Below are 17,336 nucleotides of genomic sequence, written 5' to 3'. Positions count from 1 at the left end.
TAAATAAATACGTAAGCTCAAATTCTTATTACTTTATTTTTAGTAAGTTAGTATGAAAATGAAATACTTATAACACCCATAATGAAAAACGTAAAATTTCCAACAGCCCAAACCATTTTATTCCTTATTGCAGGTTTTGTGACTATTTTAACTTGGCTAGTTCCTGCTGGAAAATACGATAATCTGGCTTACAATTCAAAAAGTAACACCTTCACAAAAGTCAGTCAAGAAAAAACAATAGAGTTACCTGCATCTCAAGAAACTTTAGAATCTTTAAATATTAAAATTCCCCTCGAAAAATTCACAAGCGGAGATATTTATAAGCCATCGGTATACCAAACACCTATCATGAGTTAAAAGCGAGGCCTCAAGGTTTTACAGATTTTGTTAAATCACCTATTAAAGGTATTATAGCTTCTGCTGATATTATTTTTTTAATTCTTATCATTGGAGGGTTAATAGGCATTATGAATCTTACTGGCGCCTTTGACGCTGGAATATCCTGGCTTGGAGCAGTTTTAAAAGGTAGAGAATTTATACTAATAATTTTAGTTACAACGCTTATTGCCGCAGGTGGAACTACTTTTGGTCTTGCTGAAGAAACGATGGCTTTCTTTCCTATTTTAATACCAGTTTTTCTGGCCGCTAAATATGATGCCATGGTTGGGTTAGCATGTGTTTTTCTAGGTTCCGCCATTGGGACCATGTGCTCAACAATAAATCCGTTTTCTACAATAATTGCTTCTGATGCAGCTGGTATCAATTGGACAACTGGCTTGACCAATAGAATTATTATGCTTTGCATATGTCTATTTATAACCATAATATACATTCTTCGTTATGCCAAACGTGTAAAAGCAGATCCAACCACATCATTGATTTATGATCAAAAAAATCAATTAGAACAACTCTTTGGTTTTAACAAAACAAATAACATTACCATTTTAACCCCTAAGCTTAAATTGATTATAGCCATTTTTACCGCTTGTTTTGTAATTATGATTGTAGGTGTTTCCTTTTTAGAATGGTGGTTTGTTGAAATGACCGCCGTTTTTCTTGTTGGATCTATACTAATAGGCTTGGTTGCTAAACTTAAGGAAAGTGTTTTTATAGACACCTTTGTTAAAGGTGCTGCAGATTTATTAGGCGTGGCCTTTATTGTTGGTATTGCTAGAGGGGTAACCATCCTTATGGAAGATGGGTTAATTAGCGATACACTTTTATATCATTCCAGCACCATAACTGAGGGGATGAACAAAGGTCTATTTACAAATATGATGCTCGTTATTTATAGTGGCCTATCTTTTTTCATGCCCTCATCATCGGGTATGGCAGTTTTAACCATGCCTATTATGTCTCCTTTAGCAGACACGGTAAACATAGGAAGAGAAACCATTGTTAGCACCTATCAATATGGCCCCGGTTTGTTCTACTTAATTAATCCAACTGGCTTAATATTGGCAGCCTTAGCCTTAGCCTTAGCCTTAGCCTTAGTAAGAATAGGCTTTAATAAATGGCTAAAATTTGTAATGCCTTTATTATTAATTTTGTTTCTAACCACCATGATTATGCTTACCATTTCGGTATACTAATCCATATCAAATCTAAGCCCTAAGGAGATGTTATTTTGATTGACTGGTTGATTTTTAAATATCGGATTTAAATCATATTTAAAATACAATGCAGCACCTCCTATAGCAATATAGGCACTGGGGCCATAAATTAGGTTAGATGTATTATAACCTCCTTTTAATTTGTCTTTAGCTCGATTTCCATTACTATCTCTATATTTTAGTTTCTGCATAGATTGGATATTAAACCCTCCATAGAAACCTATACCAAAATTAATTTGTCTTTTTGTTGAATACCTATAGTAACTATGTTTATCAATTCGTTTTGATGGACCAAACTCTAAATGCACTGGAAATACGAGATTGGTCATTCTAAATTTAATTACGCTGGCGGCATTTGGAAAAGGTTCCAAACTAATTACCCCATTATTATTAACTAAATATTGATTGTTCTTAATATTCAATTTGTTCCACTGAAAAGAAAATCCATATTTTAATCGTAAAAAATTAGAATTATTAAGTATTCTTGTTTTCCATGCATAACCAATTTCTACAAATCCAGATCCTCCCAATTTATAAGGAGAATCATCCAACTTCTCTCCTTCAATAATAGCGTTGTTAAACCCTATTGCGAATACTGGAAAGTTAGAAGTCCGTCTATCATACTTTTTAGGTTTGTCTTCACCCTTAGTTATTATCCCTAAAAAACCATCATCACCATCTTCATCACTAATTGTTATCTCAATTTGTTTTTTCTTTTTTTCACCATTTTCATTATACCCATCTTCATTTCGTTCCAATAATTCAATTTTATTATCAATTATGGCTATCCGATTTTCAATATTTAGAGCTCTTTTTTTGGCGGCTTCCTCTTTTTGAAATTGAGCTTGATCCTGGCTAATTTCTCCCTTTTCCAATTTTTCATTGATAGCCTCGACCTCCGATTTTAAAAACGCTTTTTCATCATCCTGCACTTGAGCTTTTAGCTTCTTAAGAGATTCAATTTTTTGTTTATTCATGTTTGGTATGGTGTCCTGCGCATTGATTAATTGCACAGAAAAGCTAAGTGTGAAAAGCACTAGACACAAAGTAATTTTTTGCATAACTGTTCGTTTTTTTGTCTTTTATTTAGAAGACGTTGATGAATTAATTTTGATTGAATTTTATTTATTGCGCTGAGCGATAGTCGTTTTTACGGAATTATAACTTGCCTTTAACGCGTGTAAAACTTTATTTCTAAAAGATTGATCCAGATCCTGTTCCACACTTTGGAGCAAGGCATTAGCATCCACAACTCCCTCAGTTTCCTGAGATAACCTGTTTAAGGCAATTTCTTTTTGAGCCTTAATAAGTAAGGCATCAATATCTTCTTCGCTAACGTTTACATTTTCTTCTTTCAATGATTGCACCTGCGCAACAACATCCTGTATTTTTTGCTCTTCAAAAGTTAACTTCTTTTCAGATAGTCCTGTTCTTTCACTATCCTTTTTCTTTTGGGGTGTTGTATTTTCTTTTTCTGTAAATTCTACTGCAATTTTATTCGAGTTATTACTGTTTAATTGTTCTTTAAATTCGGTTTCATCTAGACTATTATATTCATTAGAGATAACAACAGACTGATTATTAATTTCTTGTTCTGGGATATTATTCTGTTTAACATTCTCAACGTTATCTGGATTTAAATCTTCCATTGGCATTGCAACAACCTTTGGTAGCTCATCAATAACATCAGTATCATTGGTCTTAAATTGGGATACAAGAAGTAAAATACCAACTAAACTAGCAGCCAAACCAAACCACCAATAGTTTTTATTATTCGTATTTTCTGTTTCGTTATCTAAACGCCCAGATAGTTTATTCCACGCATCTTCTGAAGGTACTATAATCCTACTATCCAGCTTTTCTTTAACCCGTTTATCAAATTTATTTGATTCCATAACTTACCTTATTTATTTCTTCAATTTTTCGTTGAAGCATTTTCCTAGCTTTAAAAAGTTGTGATTTTGATGTCCCTTCAGAAATATTTAAAAGTTTCGAAATCTCATAATGTTTATACCCTTCAATAGCATACATTACAAATACCATTCTATAGCCTTCTGGCAAACCATCTATTAAATATTGAATTTCCGCAACATCCATTTCGTTTTTAATAACACTGGAAACCTGATGTTCAAATTCTATATCTTCAATGGCAAATTCTACACGCTTTTGTTGCCTTAAAAGGGAAATAGATTCCCTTACCATTATTTTTCTTATCCATCCTTCAAAACTGCCAACTCCTGTATAACTTTTTAAGTTTGAGAATACTTTAAAAAAACCATTAAGCATAGCTTCCTCTGCATGTTGTAAATCTTTAATATAGTATCTACAAACACTTAGCATTTTAGGTGCATGTTGATCATATAACATGCGCTGCGCTTCGCGATTTTGCTTGATCGCTTTTTTTATTAGTAGCGATTCGTTTTTATGAAGTTGAATAACTTTCAAAAATGATTTCATTTGGTTCTCTATTTATATAGACGTATAAATTCGAAAAAGGGTTGCCTAGTAAATATTTTTTTTAATAAAAAAACATCTTTACATACCCTAAACCATTCAAATACACTTATTTTTATTAAATTAATGTGTAAAAATATTTCTAACTATTAACATTTAAAATTATGAAATTATTAAAGAATCAGGTAATCCTTTTACTTACTGTTTTGCTTACGCTCAATTTTACTTATGCCCAAGAAAATGAGATCCCAACAAAAGAAAAAATTGCTTTTGTTGAGCTTATGGGTACCATAAAAGAAATTAATAAAGAAACACGCGAAATCACAGTTATTGGAGAAAAAGGAGAACTCCACACTTTTACTGCTGGCGAGGATGTAAAACGATTTGATGAAATTGAAGTTGGTGAAGTTATTACATTTGGTTTCTATAAATTTTTGAAAGCTGAATTTCGTAAACCAACGGATGAAGAAATTGCTGAACCATTAGTTGCTATAGCTGATGCCAAAGTAGCTGGTATGGAAATGGAGCCAGGTGCTGTAGTTGGCGCCATGGTTAAGGCTGTTGTTACTATTGAGGTAATAAACCTTACTTACATGTATGTAACTATAAAAGGTCCTCAAGGAAACTACACCACTATTGATGTTGAAGATGCCGAACTTATAAAAAAATTACATGTTGGACAGGTGGTGATTATGACCTACGGTGAAGCCATTGCTGTAAGCTTGACAAAAGTGGAAGACTAATAAAAGAAAGAAGCCTATCATTCTATTTTGAAGGATAGGCTTCTGTTTTATACGTTTAAATGATTAAGACTTACTATTTCTTTCTATCGATAACATAATTAACCATTAATTCCAAAGACGCTCTAAATTCAGATTCGGGATAATCCTTAAGCAAGATTAACGCCTCTTCTTGAAATTGCTTCATTTTTGAAATTGCATATTCAAGGCCTCCATTATCCTTTACAAAAGCAATAACTTCTTTTACACGTTTTGCATCCTTATTATGGTTTTTAACAGAATTAATAAGCCATTTCTTATCCTTTTTAGATGCATGATTTAGTGCATAAATTAACGGCAGTGTCATTTTTTGTTCTTTTATATCGATCCCTGTAGGCTTTCCTATTTGAGTATCGCCATAATCAAATAAATCATCTTTAATTTGAAACGCCATACCAATAAGCTCTCCGAAAAAACGCATCTTTTCTACATGTTGCGAATCTGGTTTTACCGAAGCCGCTCCCAAACTACAACACGCTGCTATTAATGTTGCCGTTTTTTGACGAATAATTTCATAATAGACATCTTCGGTAATATCGAGCTTCCTCGCTTTTTCAATTTGCAGTAATTCGCCCTCGCTCATTTCTCTAACAGCAATCGAAATAATTTTAAGTAAATCAAAGTCGTTGTTATCAATAGAAAGTAATAGGCCTTTTGATAAAAGGAAATCACCTATTAGAACCGCTATTTTATTCTTCCAAAGTGCATTAACTGAAAAAAAGCCACGTCTGCGATTACTATCATCAACGACATCGTCATGTACCAAAGTAGCCGTATGTATCAGTTCAATAACTGAAGCCCCTCTATAAGTACGGTCGCTAACCTCTCCATTTGATACCATTTTAGAAACCAGAAATACAAACATTGGGCGCATTTGCTTTCCCTTCCTATTTACTATATAGTGTGTAATTCTGTTTAAAAGTGCCACTTTACTCGACATGGAAAGTTGAAACTTTTGCTCAAAAAGTTCCATTTCATAGGCAATAGGCTGCTTTATTTGTTCTACTATTTTCAAATAAATAATTTTAACAGCATCAAATATAAGTTTTAGAAAATGATATTTCTAGCTTTTATTGGCTAATTGTCCACAGGCAGCATCGATATCTTTACCTCTACTTCGGCGTACGTTTACCACTATTCTATTTTTCTCTAAGGCGCTAATGTAGTTTTCTAAAGCCTCATTAGTTGCTTGCTGAAATTCACCATCATCAATTGGATTGTACTCAATAATATTAACCTTGCATGGCACGTATTTACAAAACTTAACAAAAGCATCAATATCCTTTTGAGTATCATTTATTCCTTTCCAAACCACATATTCGTAACTTATTTTACGTTCTGTTTTTGAATACCAATACTCCAAAGCTTCACGTAAATCATTTAACGGAAACGTTTTATTAAAAGGCATTATTGAGGTTCGCACCTCATCTACTGCCGAATGTAAGGACACTGCTAAATTAAATTTCACCTCGTCATCTGCCATTTTCTTAATCATTTTAGGCACTCCAGATGTTGAAACGGTTATGCGCTTTGGAGACATTCCTAAGCCTTCTTCGGAAGTGATTTTATCAATCGCCTTTATAACGTTATTATAGTTCATGAGCGGTTCTCCCATACCCATAAAAACAATATTACTTAACGGTCTGTTATGATACAATCTACTTTCATTATCAATAGCAACCACCTGATCATAAATTTCATCAGGATTTAAATTTCTCATACGTTTTAATCGTGCGGTGGCGCAAAACTTGCAATCTAAACTGCAACCTACTTGACTAGACACACATGCGGTGGTTCTTGTTGGTGTTGGAATGAGCACAGATTCCACTATTAATCCATCATGTAGGCGTACCGCATTTTTTATAGTACCATCATTACTACGCTGCATAGTATCAACCCTAATATGATTGATTACAAAATGATTTTCCAGAATTTGACGTGTATTCTTTGATATATTCGTCATATCCTCAAAATTATGAGCTCCCTTTTTCCATAACCACTCATACACTTGATTTCCACGAAATGCTTTATCGCCTTGTTTTACAAAGAATTCTCTTATTTGTTCCTTTGTAAATGCACGTATATCTTTTTTCTTAATATCCATTTGCATGCAAAAATAGTGAAAGGAATTTCTATTAACGCATTACGTTTGTTGAATTATAAAATGAAGCTTTAAATCCCATTAGGGGTAGAGGCTTTGTTGAAGCTCCTTTTGTGTTGTTGCACCTTAGCAACACATAAAAGCGACTGTCGAAACCCTGATCCTTGAGAAATACCTTTAACCCTAAATAAAATTTCGAGCATAAAAAAGCCTCTTTAAAAAGAGGCTTTTTGTTTATTTAATACTAATTACATTATATAATTAACATGGCATCTCCATAACTATAAAACTTGTAACCTTCTTTAATTGCTTCATCATAGGCACGCTTTATAAAATCATGCCCTGCAAATGCAGAAACCATCATTAATAATGTAGACTTTGGCGTATGAAAGTTAGTAATCATACAATTAGGAATGCTAAACTCGTATGGAGGAAAGATAAATTTATTTGTCCATCCGTCAAATTCATTAAGCATACCACTTGAAGACACTGCGCTTTCAGTAGCACGAACAGCTGTTGTCCCCACTGCGCATACGCGTCTTTTTTCATTAATCGCCTTATTAACTGTTGCTACTGCATCTGGACCAATGGTTAACTCTTCGCTATCCATTTTATGCTTAGACAAATCTTCAACCTCAACTGGATTAAAAGTACCTAAACCAACATGTAAGGTAACCTCAGCAAAATTAACGCCTTTTATCTCTAAACGTTTTAGCAAGTGTTTAGAAAAGTGAAGGCCTGCCGTTGGTGCAGCTACTGCTCCTTCATTTTTTGCAAAAATGGTTTGGTAGCGCGCTTCATCTTCTGGCTCAACATCTCTTTTGATATATTTTGGCAGCGGGGTTTCTCCTAATTCGTTTAATTTTAAACGAAACTCCCTATAAGATCCATCATATAAAAAACGTAACGTACGTCCTCTTGATGTGGTATTATCAATTACCTCTGCCACTAAAGTATCATCATCACCAAAATATAACTTATTACCAATTCTTATTTTACGAGCTGGATCAACTAAAACATCCCAAAGGCGTTGTTCTTCATTTAACTCTCTTAATAAAAACACCTCTATTCTTGCTCCTGTTTTTTCCTTATTACCATATAATCTAGCAGGGAATACTTTGGTGTTATTTAGAACTAAAACATCATCCTCATCAAAATAATCAATGACATCTTTAAACATCTTATGCTCAATGGTTTGCTCTTTACGATTCAAAACCATTAAACGCGATTCATCTCTATTTTCCGCAGGGTATTCTGCTAATAAATCTTCCGGTAATTCAAAGCCGAAGTGTGATAATTTCATATGTTATGTTTTACTTTTTTATAAGAAAGTCGCAAATATACAATCTAACCATAGGGGTTGTCAAGTAAATACGTGATTATTATTTAGTTATTTGAAAACCTAATGATTCTAAATCGTCGTAAAAAGTTGGGTATGATTTTGAAACAACCATTGCTTCTTCTATCACAATAGGAACTTTTAATGCTAATGGTGCAAATGCCATGGCCATTCTATGATCATGATATGTTGAAATAGCGACCATCTCCTTAATTGATTCTGAAGGCGATAAATGTAACGATTTATCTGTGATTTCAACATCTCCACCTAATTTTTCAATTTCAGTTTTTAACGCCACCAACCTATCTGTTTCTTTAATTTTTAGAGTATGAAGTCCTGTTAAATCGCAAGATAGGCCTAGCGCAAAACAAGTAACTGCAATGGTTTGAGCAATATCTGGAGCATTCTTCAAATCTAATGCCAAAGGCTCAAGCTTAATATCTACTTTCTTTAGTATCAATTGGTTTTTTCCAAAAATAGTAGATACTCCAAAGTGTTTATAAATCTCTACTAATGCAGAATCGCCTTGTAATGAGTTTTCCTTATAAGAAGATAAGGTTATTTCTGTACCAACTTCACTTAAGGCAACTATACTAAAATAATAAGAAGCCGAAGACCAATCAGATTCAACAGTTAAAGTTTTAGGGTCTAGAGTGTGCGTATTTGGTTTTACAGTAATAACATTATTAACAAATGAAGATTCCACTCCTATTTCATCAAGTAGACTTAAAGTCATTTTAATATAAGGTATAGATGTAATCTCTCCTTCCAATGTTAATTCCAGTCCGTTTTCTAATTTTGAAGCAATTAGTAGTAAAGCTGAAATATATTGACTACTTACATTAGCTTTTAATGACACTTTATTTTTAGTCAATTTTTTACCTATAATTTTAATAGGTGGATATCCTTCATTTTCTTCAAAACTAATTTCGGCGCCCAATTCCTGTAAAGCTTCTACTAAAATTTTAATAGGCCGTTCTTTCATGCGCTTAGAGCCTGTAAGAATAGTTTCTCTACCTTCTTGAATAGAAAAATAGGCCGTTAAAAAACGCATAGCAGTACCCGCATGATGAATATCAACAAGCGTTTTATCTGAATTTAAAGCTTTTGTCATTAAATTACTATCATCTGAGTTTGAAACATTTTTAAGTTTAAACTCAGGATATAAGGCTTGTAGTAACAATAAGCGATTAGACTCACTTTTTGAACCTGTGATTTGAACACTAGATACTTTAGCTATTTTCGATTTTTGAAGTGTAAAATGCATACTCTTTTAAATGCGGTTAAAGAAGTTGCAAATTTACTTTAATTTTTCATTATTATGGTGTCTATCATGGTCTCGTTTTCCTTTCTTATCCATTCTTTTATCGAATGCCTCTTGCAAGTCTACACCAGTTTGATTGGCTAAACACAAAACCACGAATAGTACATCGGCAAGTTCTTCGCCAAGATCTTTGTTTTTATCGCTTTCTTTTTCACTTTGCTCGCCGTAACGTCTTGCTATAATCCTTGCTACTTCGCCTACTTCCTCTGTAAGTTGAGCCATATTAGTAAGCTCATTAAAATAACGAACACCATGTTCTTTAATCCAGTTATCTACTTCTTTTTGTGCATTTTGTATGTTCATTTTATACTTTAGTTAAAACAATTTGTTCTGCCTCCTTTTCTACGAGTTGACTAAAATACATTTTTAAATCATCATAATACAGTGGGGAAATTATAGGACTATTTATTTTAGTCGAGATAAGTACTTGAATTTTACTCCCAATTCCTGAAACATTATACTTAAATGTTCCTAAATTATCAGGTAAAGCAAATACCCCTGACTCCGGCAGCTCCTCAATTTTATAACCTTCTGGAATATTAATATTGATTCTATATGCCGTTTCTGAAGGGTAGCCAAAGTCGACCGGATATTCTCTCCTATTAAGTTTAAAAGGGTTTTCGTCAACTTTAAAAAAGAAAAGGGGTGAAAAATACATTTTATCTCCAATAATATCAGCCTGACTTTCTTTCACGAACTTATATGATTCGATAACTGGTTTTGAGAGGTCATTCTCGTTCTTAACTTCAAAATCGGAGATTTCAATACCTTTGTACTTATTTTCTAATTGTTCTAAAAATTCATCCTTATTAGATTCATTATAATTTATGCGATACGACAATGCTTTATGGTTAGTTTTAAAATCTCGTAAAACACCGGTCAGCATGCCTTCGTCATCAATATCAACCATCATACTCACACTACTCATAGAAAGCTCTTTTGGGTATAAATCTAGCAACTGAGAATTCCCATGTTCGGTTATTACGCGCCCCTGCCAGTTCAGAACTCTATAGGGTAAAACATTGGCTGAACAATATTGACTTGTGGCATCTAATAAAAAACCTTGCCCATTTTCTTTTACATAAGTAATAACATAGTTATAGCCTTCTCTAGTTGGAAATAAAGGTATCCCATTTTGTCTAGTACTAACCAATACAGGGTATGCCTTCACCCCAGCATAATTTAACATAGCAGTTAACATTAAATTTATTTCTGCAACATTACCCACGTGGTCCTTATAGGCTTTTTTTACGCCGTCGTTCACGTAATACCCATAATATCCGTTCCATTTAATTTTAGATTTCACAAATTGATATATCATTCCAGCTCTTTTTATTGGGTCTGAAGTTGTACCAATAAGTGCATCAATATCATCTTTAAAATAACTCGTTTTATCCAGTTCGTCTCCAAAACTAGAACTTCTATAAATCGTTTTAATAACATCTTCCCAGGTAGTAGAATAATTCTTTGTAGCAGCATTTGGAAAACGAGTAAACGACAATTCATAATTTAGTGACGATCTATAATTATCAATACTGTTAACGTAAGGTTCTGCTTTTAATGCTGGAACATCAGACAAATTAAATTCATCTACATTCTTCTTAAAGTTTATATTAGAGTTGCTAAATTTAGTTTGAGCACCATAAACGCTAGAAGACCTCGTTTTATCAGTAAAAAGTATTTTCCCTGATTTTACACTTTTCTTAGGAGAAATAGGTATATACCCCTTAGTATTCACTTTAAAATTAAAATATTCTGGAGTCTCAAATATAGCTACCAACGTTTTAACAGGTATATCATGTTGAAAAACAAATTCGTCAACTTTAGTTATAAAAGGTGAGTTTATCTGATATTTGTACTCAATAATACTACCCGTCTTGACATTAGGCATTGTGAATTTTTTTTCATTTCGATACCTTGATAGTTCTGTCTTAAAAACACCATCCTTCTTCAGTTTATCTTCAGTAATTTTATCATTTTCTAAATTGTATGTGTAGCCTTTAAGTCCTACCAAGGATTCCTCATCGCTACCATCTTTATACAATCTAAGCGCTTTTGTCGCAAAGTCGAGACCTTCTTTGTCATAAATTTTAACACGATCATGCACCTCTGTAATCAACTGAAAACCTGTGGCTTGATTGTATTCGATATGAGTTCTTCTATATTTATACAAATAGCACGCATGAGCTGAACTATCAATAGAATTAAATGTTTCTTGTAATTCTTCTTTTGAAACATCGCCAAAATCATAGTCTTGGGCAGATACTGAAAGGGCAAAAGAAAGCCCCATTAAAAAAAATAGTTTTTTCATTATAATTAGTTTGGTTGGTTCTTTATTAATGCAATTTTCGAGTTATCATATCTGGCAACAGCCTTATGAAAATCTCTAAATTTTTTGTAATCCTCTTTAGGAAATTCACCATCCTTGACTACAAATTCTCTCTTATAAATTAGTGTGGACTCATCTTTAACAACAACTTCAGCTTTATAATGGCCAAATTTGTTTTCTATATTATAGTTTTTGGGCAGCGCTTCTAGCTTATAATTTGATGGTAGTTTAATTTCAACCTCATCTAAATCGGTAAACCCTCTTTTAACTTTTAACGAAAATTTTCTATTTCTGTACCTGTCTGGTATATGTTCATTTCTGTTGAATGCATTGACAGGGAGCAACATTCTATCCGCTACTATTTTAGAATAATTGGGGGCCTGAAAGCTAACTTCTTCCATAAATTCGATGGTTTCTTTATTGTTTTCAACGTGTATTTCATTTATTGAAATACTATTTATATAACCCCATTGATTTTTATAATGCTTATCTAACTCTCTTTCCGTTTCCGACTCTAAGGAGTACTTAGAATTATATTGAATCCCCTTAGATTTAAGCTTAACTTTTGCTTGTATATACCCTTCATTTGAAATATCATAACTGCCTTGTATATGTTGAACACTTTCTTCTGGTTCATATTTCTTAGTATGTACAATTTTCCCACCTTCTGGAGTAACGACTAATACATCACGATCGTCAGTAAAATTTCCAATAAAGCCGAAGGGTACTTTCTGATTTGTACACTCTAACCACACGTCTTCGTCTTCCATAGGGATATTAAGAATAGCATGATTCCCCATCATTGCAGCAAAATCTTTTTCAAAACTCCTTTGCGATTGTCCAGCATAAAGCACGACATAGTTTGACTTTACACCAACCGCTTTTAAGAGCGCCATGGTATAATTTGACAAAGCCTTACAATCTCCATAACCCAATCTATCAACTTCCGAAGTATTAAAAGGCTTCCATCCTCCAATTCCTACTTGAACACTAATGTAGCGCGTTTTATCTTGAACATATTGATAGATTTTTTTTGCTTTACCCAAATCTGTAGTTTCATTTTTTACTAATTCTTGCACTTTCAAAATTGTACTTTGTGGCAAGTCATCGGTACCCATTATTAAATCTTTATACATCCACTTTCCAAAGTCATTCCAATTTTCAGCAGTAGATTCAACACCTTCCAATGAAAACTGTGTTGCTGCAACTAAAACCATTGGTGAGATATCGAAAAAAGTAGGCCCATACATTTCCGACTCTAATGCTGCTAAATTTTTAACCTTATAACTAATCTCATTGGAATTCTTAGTTTTTTCTAAGTTAAACAATTCAAAGTTCTTCTCCTTAGTTCTTATTTCTAAATTTGGAGGATAGATAATAGAATAGGTGCTATTTTCGGCGCTAACATTATATCCATCTATAGGCCTAAATGGTCTAATAAAAGCTGTATTTTCATTCACAATTTCAGTTGTAAACTCAACAGTATACGGATAAGCAATTGGCGTATATTCTAGATATTTTACTCTAGAATCGGAGTACAATGTTCCTCCGCTAACAGCGCTCACATCCTTAAAATCGCTCTTCTTAATTTTTTTAATTTGAACACCTAAGGCATTATAAACAATTGCCTGTAGTTCCTTTATCTTAATATTATTATCATAATAAACATATGCATCTACAGCATCGTTGCCTTGTTTGTTTAACACGGTAATAATCCTTTTGTAAACCACATGCATCTCACTTGAAGATTTAAGCGATACTCGCATGTCATTCGAGCGAATAACTGCATTGGCATTTGCACTTAGGCTATCGGAGATTGTATAGCTAGTATATAGCTCTTGTTGTGTAAAAACTAGTAGACTGAATAAAAAGAAAAAAACATTAATAATATACCTTGAACGCATATGCCTCTGATTAATTTAGTTGTAAGGGAATAAATTTAAATTAAGACAAACATTTATCATATGAGAAAAATCATATTCTAAACATTGAAAGCTAATATAAACTTTTAATTAAAAATCTTACAAAAAACAACCAAAAACATAGAACTTTAATATACTTAAACTCGCTAAAAAGCACTTTTTCATCTCTTTTTGAAAAAATTGCTAATCACAAGTGGGGAAACTAAAATGTTTTTAATCTATTAAAAAAAGAGCAAAAACAGCTGCCAACAATAACCATTTCTAATTCTTACTATCAACAGCTTTTGAAAGTGTGAAGCCCAAGGATGACTAATACTTTTACACCTTATCTTTTGTATCAATAATAATAGTTACTGGGCCGTCATTTAGCAGATCTACTTTCATATCTGCCCCAAACTCTCCAGTTTGAATAGACTTTCCTAAGTCTACTTCTAACTGTTTTACGAAATTTTCATACAAAGGAATTGCCACGTCTGGTTTAGCTGCTTTGATATAACTTGGTCGGTTTCCTTTTTTTGTTGAAGCATGCAAAGTAAACTGACTTACAACAATAATATCGCCACTAGTATCCTTTAGAGATCTATTCATAACCCCTTTTGCATCGGCAAAAACCCGAAGATTTACTACTTTGTTTACGAGCCATTTTATATCTTCAGATTTATCTTCATTAACTATACCTAATAAAACTAATAGTCCGCTTTTAATTGATGCTACTTTTTTATTATTAATTGTAACACTAGCACTTGAGACTCTCTGTATAACAACTTTCATTCCTTCTCCCAGATATCGGTTCTGTAGTGCTCATCTTCTCCTTCAAGAATTTGAAGGTAACTTCTATATCGTGAAAACGCAATCTCGTCTGCATCTAAAGCTTTTTTTACAGCACATTTAGGCTCTTGAAGATGCAAACAATTATTAAACTTACAATCCTGTTTTAACCTAAAAATTTCGGGAAAATAATCCCCTACTTCCTCCCTATCCATATCTACAACACCAAAACCTTTTATTCCTGGTGTATCAATAATTTTTGCATTAAAACTTAAGTCAAACATTTCGGCAAAAGTAGTGGTATGTTGCCCTTGCATGTGTTGTATTGATATAGCTTTGGTTTTAATATTTAATGTAGGTTCTATGGTATTCACCAATGTTGATTTCCCAACTCCCGAATGACCAGCAAACATGCTCACTTTGTTATGCATTAAAGCTTTTACCTTGTCTATATTTTTTCCGGTTTTTGCAGAAACCCCTATACACTCATAACCTATTTGCCGGTAAACATGTGCTAAATACCTAACCTCGTCGAGGGTTTCCTCATCATAAGTATCACTCTTATTAAACAACAATACCGTTTTTATAGAATAAGCTTCGGCTGTAACTAAAAATCGATCAATAAAACTTGTTAAAGTAGGTGGATTATTAATGGTAATCATTAAAAAAACCTGATCTAAGTTTGCAGCTATAATGTGAGTTTGCTTAGATAAGTTTACAGATTTTCTAACAATATAATTTGCTCTGTCATGTATATTGTGAATAATCCCTGTTTCTTGATTGTTGCTGGTTTCTATTTCAAAATCTACAATGTCTCCAACAGCAATGGGATTGGTACTTTTAATACCTTTAATTCTGAACTTCCCTTTTATACGGCATTCGTAAGTATATCCAAGATCGGTTTTTACCGTATACCAACTTCCTGTAGATTTATATACTTTTCCTGTCATAATAGTTCTTCAAAAATAGCCATTTACCTTAAAACAAGGCTACGAAAGATTATTTTTTAATAGTTAAATCTAAAAAGAGTGATGAAGCTAAAATTTGGAATCATATTATATCTATATTTAAAGCTCAATTTAAAAATCAAAATCATGAAAAACCTTTTAATTTTATTTGCAATTTCTTTACTGACATTTGTTGAAGTTCAAGCTCAAGTTGAATACAAAGTAGTCACCAGTGTAGAATCTATTGTTCCCAATGGATTAGGCCGATCAAGAATAATTTCTGGAAACGAAGAAAAAAATTATAAAGATTATACGAGTACTCAAACAGAAGAAGATAACAAAAGAAATAAATCTGACAGAGGTTCTATAAGAGTTAAAGATTTTGACGAAACTAAACTTTTAAACTTCTTCAATATTGGTGGTATTCGTTTTCAAAATATTGCTGCAAACGATGCTGTAATCAGCTCGAAAATTAACACTATGATTGACGAAGGTTGGGAACTAGCCTTTATAACTAGTGCCGTGGAAAGTGATGCAGGAAAAGGAGATGGTAATGGTATTTTTATAACCCGCTATATTTTTAAAAGAAATAAGTAATATTGTTTACTGTTCTCAAATAAAAAAGCCTCCATATCAGGAGGCTTTTTTATTCAGTATCAATTAAGAAACAATGTTTATCCATTGATAATTTTTTCTTGATGATTAATCGATTCTTGGTGAACCGCTTTAAACATTCTTAAAATAAACTCTTCACTTAAACCATGTTGCTCTCCTTCCAGAACCATTTTACCCAAAATCTCATTCCAACGTTTAGATTGTAGAACAGCTACATTTTTAGATTTTTTAAGTTCTCCGATGCCATCAGAAGCCTTCATGCGCTTTCCTAATAAATCAATAATTTGATTATCAACAACGTCAATCTGAGCTCTTAAGTTATTCAAAGCATTATTATAATCCTCTTCTGCATTTGATTCTTTTTTAATCTTTAAATCTCGCATTATTTGCACTAAAGTAGATGGTGTTACTTGTTGCGCAGCATCACTCCATGCATTGTCTGGGTCATAATGTGTTTCGATCATTAAACCATCAAAATTAAGATCTAATGCCACCTGAGAAACATCAAAAATCATATCTCTTTTACCAGTAATATGCGATGGATCATTGATTAAAGGAATATCCGGGAATTTATTTTGGAATTCAATAGCCATCTGCCATTCTGGATTATTTCTATACTTCGTTTTTTCATAAGTAGAAAACCCTCTATGTATAGCTCCAATATTTTTAACACCCGATTTATAGATTCTTTCGATTCCACCTAACCATAAAGAAAGGTCTGGGTTGACTGGATTTTTAATTAAAACTGGTTTATCAGTTCCTTCCAAAGCATCGGCAATTTCTTGCATGATAAAAGGACTTACTGTAGAACGCGCACCAATCCATAGTAAATCCACATCATATTCTAGAGCCAATTTTACATGGGCAGCGTTTGCTACTTCAGTACAAACTTTCATTCCAGTTTCTTCCTTTACTTTTTGTAACCATTTTAAACCTAATGATCCAACACCTTCAAAATTACCTGGTCTAGTCCTTGGTTTCCAGATACCTGCTCTAAAATAGCTAACATCAGTATCTTTAAGCTCATGAGCTATTTTTAATACTTGCTCTTCAGTTTCAGCACTGCATGGCCCTGCAATAACCAACGGATGATCTAGGTTTAAATCATCTAACCAGCTTCTCATTTCTTTCTTGTTTTCCATAAT

Annotated in this window: 15 protein-coding genes and 1 pseudogene; 3 read left to right on the top strand and 13 right to left on the bottom strand. The window is 33.0% G+C overall.

All coding sequences use genetic code 11. The features are described 5' to 3' along the window. Window positions 1–81 precede the first annotated feature (81 nt). Window positions 82–1,592, top strand: a pseudogene (locus Q0857_RS05670) (YfcC family protein). On the opposite strand, the gene Q0857_RS05665 reads toward Q0857_RS05670, so the two are convergent. From Q0857_RS05665 to Q0857_RS05655, 3 genes are all read right to left on the bottom strand, one after another. Then, on the bottom strand, window positions 1,589–2,590 hold the full coding sequence (locus tag Q0857_RS05665) for a hypothetical protein (protein ID WP_298532962.1): 1,002 nt from the start codon (window positions 2,588–2,590) through the stop codon (window positions 1,589–1,591). The pseudogene Q0857_RS05670 and the gene Q0857_RS05665 sit on opposite strands and share 4 nt — an antisense overlap. Before the next feature lie 144 nt (window positions 2,591–2,734). Next, window positions 2,735–3,508, bottom strand: coding sequence for a hypothetical protein (locus tag Q0857_RS05660; protein ID WP_298532961.1), 774 nt, complete (start codon window positions 3,506–3,508; stop codon window positions 2,735–2,737). Beyond that, on the bottom strand, window positions 3,495–4,070 hold the full coding sequence (locus Q0857_RS05655; protein WP_298532960.1) for an RNA polymerase sigma factor: 576 nt from the start codon (window positions 4,068–4,070) through the stop codon (window positions 3,495–3,497). Before Q0857_RS05655 ends, Q0857_RS05660 begins: the two co-directional genes overlap by 14 nt. Before the next feature lie 161 nt (window positions 4,071–4,231). Between Q0857_RS05655 and Q0857_RS05650 the strand changes: the two genes are divergently transcribed. After that, the gene (locus tag Q0857_RS05650) at window positions 4,232–4,810 is read left to right on the top strand and encodes a hypothetical protein (protein ID WP_298532958.1); all 579 of its coding nucleotides are present in this window, start codon (window positions 4,232–4,234) and stop codon (window positions 4,808–4,810) included. 73 nt (window positions 4,811–4,883) lie between these two features. Here the strand turns inward: Q0857_RS05650 and Q0857_RS05645 are convergent, their stop codons facing one another. From Q0857_RS05645 to rsgA, 9 genes are all read right to left on the bottom strand, one after another. Beyond that, window positions 4,884–5,861 carry a polyprenyl synthetase family protein gene (locus tag Q0857_RS05645; RefSeq protein WP_298532957.1) on the bottom strand — a complete coding sequence of 326 codons (978 nt, stop codon included), beginning with the start codon at window positions 5,859–5,861 and terminating at the stop codon, window positions 4,884–4,886. Window positions 5,862–5,909: 48 nt separating this feature from the next. Further along, window positions 5,910–6,950, bottom strand: a complete 1,041-nt coding sequence (gene rlmN / locus Q0857_RS05640; protein ID WP_298532956.1) for a 23S rRNA (adenine(2503)-C(2))-methyltransferase RlmN — start codon at window positions 6,948–6,950, stop codon at window positions 5,910–5,912. Between the two features lie 250 nt (window positions 6,951–7,200). After that, window positions 7,201–8,250, bottom strand: a complete 1,050-nt coding sequence (gene queA / locus Q0857_RS05635; RefSeq protein ID WP_298532955.1) for a tRNA preQ1(34) S-adenosylmethionine ribosyltransferase-isomerase QueA — start codon at window positions 8,248–8,250, stop codon at window positions 7,201–7,203. Between the two features lie 79 nt (window positions 8,251–8,329). Beyond that, complete coding sequence (locus Q0857_RS05630) at window positions 8,330–9,553, bottom strand: 3-phosphoshikimate 1-carboxyvinyltransferase (protein ID WP_298532954.1); 1,224 nt, start codon at window positions 9,551–9,553, stop codon at window positions 8,330–8,332. Window positions 9,554–9,586: 33 nt separating this feature from the next. Further along, complete coding sequence (locus Q0857_RS05625) at window positions 9,587–9,913, bottom strand: nucleotide pyrophosphohydrolase (RefSeq protein ID WP_298532953.1); 327 nt, start codon at window positions 9,911–9,913, stop codon at window positions 9,587–9,589. A gap of 1 nt (window position 9,914) precedes the next feature. Beyond that, the gene (locus tag Q0857_RS05620; protein ID WP_298532952.1) at window positions 9,915–11,921 is read right to left on the bottom strand and encodes a DUF3857 domain-containing protein; all 2,007 of its coding nucleotides are present in this window, start codon (window positions 11,919–11,921) and stop codon (window positions 9,915–9,917) included. Window positions 11,922–11,926: 5 nt separating this feature from the next. Next, window positions 11,927–13,843, bottom strand: coding sequence for a DUF3857 domain-containing transglutaminase family protein (locus tag Q0857_RS05615; protein ID WP_298532951.1), 1,917 nt, complete (start codon window positions 13,841–13,843; stop codon window positions 11,927–11,929). Between the two features lie 336 nt (window positions 13,844–14,179). Next, a complete protein-coding gene (dtd, locus tag Q0857_RS05610) occupies window positions 14,180–14,632 on the bottom strand; it encodes a D-aminoacyl-tRNA deacylase (RefSeq protein ID WP_298532949.1) in 453 nt (150 codons plus the stop codon). Beyond that, a complete protein-coding gene (gene rsgA, locus Q0857_RS05605; protein WP_298532948.1) occupies window positions 14,629–15,579 on the bottom strand; it encodes a ribosome small subunit-dependent GTPase A in 951 nt (316 codons plus the stop codon). The genes dtd and rsgA overlap by 4 nt, the downstream gene beginning before the upstream one ends. Window positions 15,580–15,723: 144 nt before the next feature. Between rsgA and Q0857_RS05600 the strand changes: the two genes are divergently transcribed. After that, window positions 15,724–16,173, top strand: coding sequence for a hypothetical protein (locus tag Q0857_RS05600; RefSeq protein WP_298532947.1), 450 nt, complete (start codon window positions 15,724–15,726; stop codon window positions 16,171–16,173). A 77-nt stretch (window positions 16,174–16,250) separates the two neighbouring features. On the opposite strand, the gene Q0857_RS05595 is transcribed toward Q0857_RS05600, so the two are convergent. Next, window positions 16,251–17,333, bottom strand: coding sequence for a bifunctional 3-deoxy-7-phosphoheptulonate synthase/chorismate mutase type II (locus tag Q0857_RS05595; protein WP_298532945.1), 1,083 nt, complete (start codon window positions 17,331–17,333; stop codon window positions 16,251–16,253). Window positions 17,334–17,336 lie beyond the last annotated feature (3 nt).

This window comes from uncultured Algibacter sp., assembly GCF_947495925.1.
In the GTDB taxonomy this organism is placed as follows: Bacteria; Bacteroidota; Bacteroidia; order Flavobacteriales; family Flavobacteriaceae; genus Algibacter_E.
This window is presented reverse-complemented; position numbering and strand designations above follow the sequence as displayed.

Coding starts and splice junctions, on each gene's coding strand:
- rsgA (WP_298532948.1), bottom strand. CDS start 15,579: ATGACAGGAAAAGTATATAAATCTACAGGAAGTTGGTATACGGTAAAA.
- rlmN (WP_298532956.1), bottom strand. CDS start 6,950: ATGGATATTAAGAAAAAAGATATACGTGCATTTACAAAGGAACAAATA.
- Q0857_RS05665 (WP_298532962.1), bottom strand. CDS start 2,590: ATGAATAAACAAAAAATTGAATCTCTTAAGAAGCTAAAAGCTCAAGTG.
- Q0857_RS05630 (WP_298532954.1), bottom strand. CDS start 9,553: ATGCATTTTACACTTCAAAAATCGAAAATAGCTAAAGTATCTAGTGTT.
- Q0857_RS05655 (WP_298532960.1), bottom strand. CDS start 4,070: ATGAAATCATTTTTGAAAGTTATTCAACTTCATAAAAACGAATCGCTA.
- Q0857_RS05625 (WP_298532953.1), bottom strand. CDS start 9,913: ATGAACATACAAAATGCACAAAAAGAAGTAGATAACTGGATTAAAGAA.
- Q0857_RS05620 (WP_298532952.1), bottom strand. CDS start 11,921: ATGAAAAAACTATTTTTTTTAATGGGGCTTTCTTTTGCCCTTTCAGTA.
- Q0857_RS05650 (WP_298532958.1), top strand. CDS start 4,232: ATGAAATTATTAAAGAATCAGGTAATCCTTTTACTTACTGTTTTGCTT.
- dtd (WP_298532949.1), bottom strand. CDS start 14,632: ATGAAAGTTGTTATACAGAGAGTCTCAAGTGCTAGTGTTACAATTAAT.
- Q0857_RS05615 (WP_298532951.1), bottom strand. CDS start 13,843: ATGCGTTCAAGGTATATTATTAATGTTTTTTTCTTTTTATTCAGTCTA.
- queA (WP_298532955.1), bottom strand. CDS start 8,250: ATGAAATTATCACACTTCGGCTTTGAATTACCGGAAGATTTATTAGCA.
- Q0857_RS05660 (WP_298532961.1), bottom strand. CDS start 3,508: ATGGAATCAAATAAATTTGATAAACGGGTTAAAGAAAAGCTGGATAGT.
- Q0857_RS05600 (WP_298532947.1), top strand. CDS start 15,724: ATGAAAAACCTTTTAATTTTATTTGCAATTTCTTTACTGACATTTGTT.
- Q0857_RS05595 (WP_298532945.1), bottom strand. CDS start 17,333: ATGGAAAACAAGAAAGAAATGAGAAGCTGGTTAGATGATTTAAACCTA.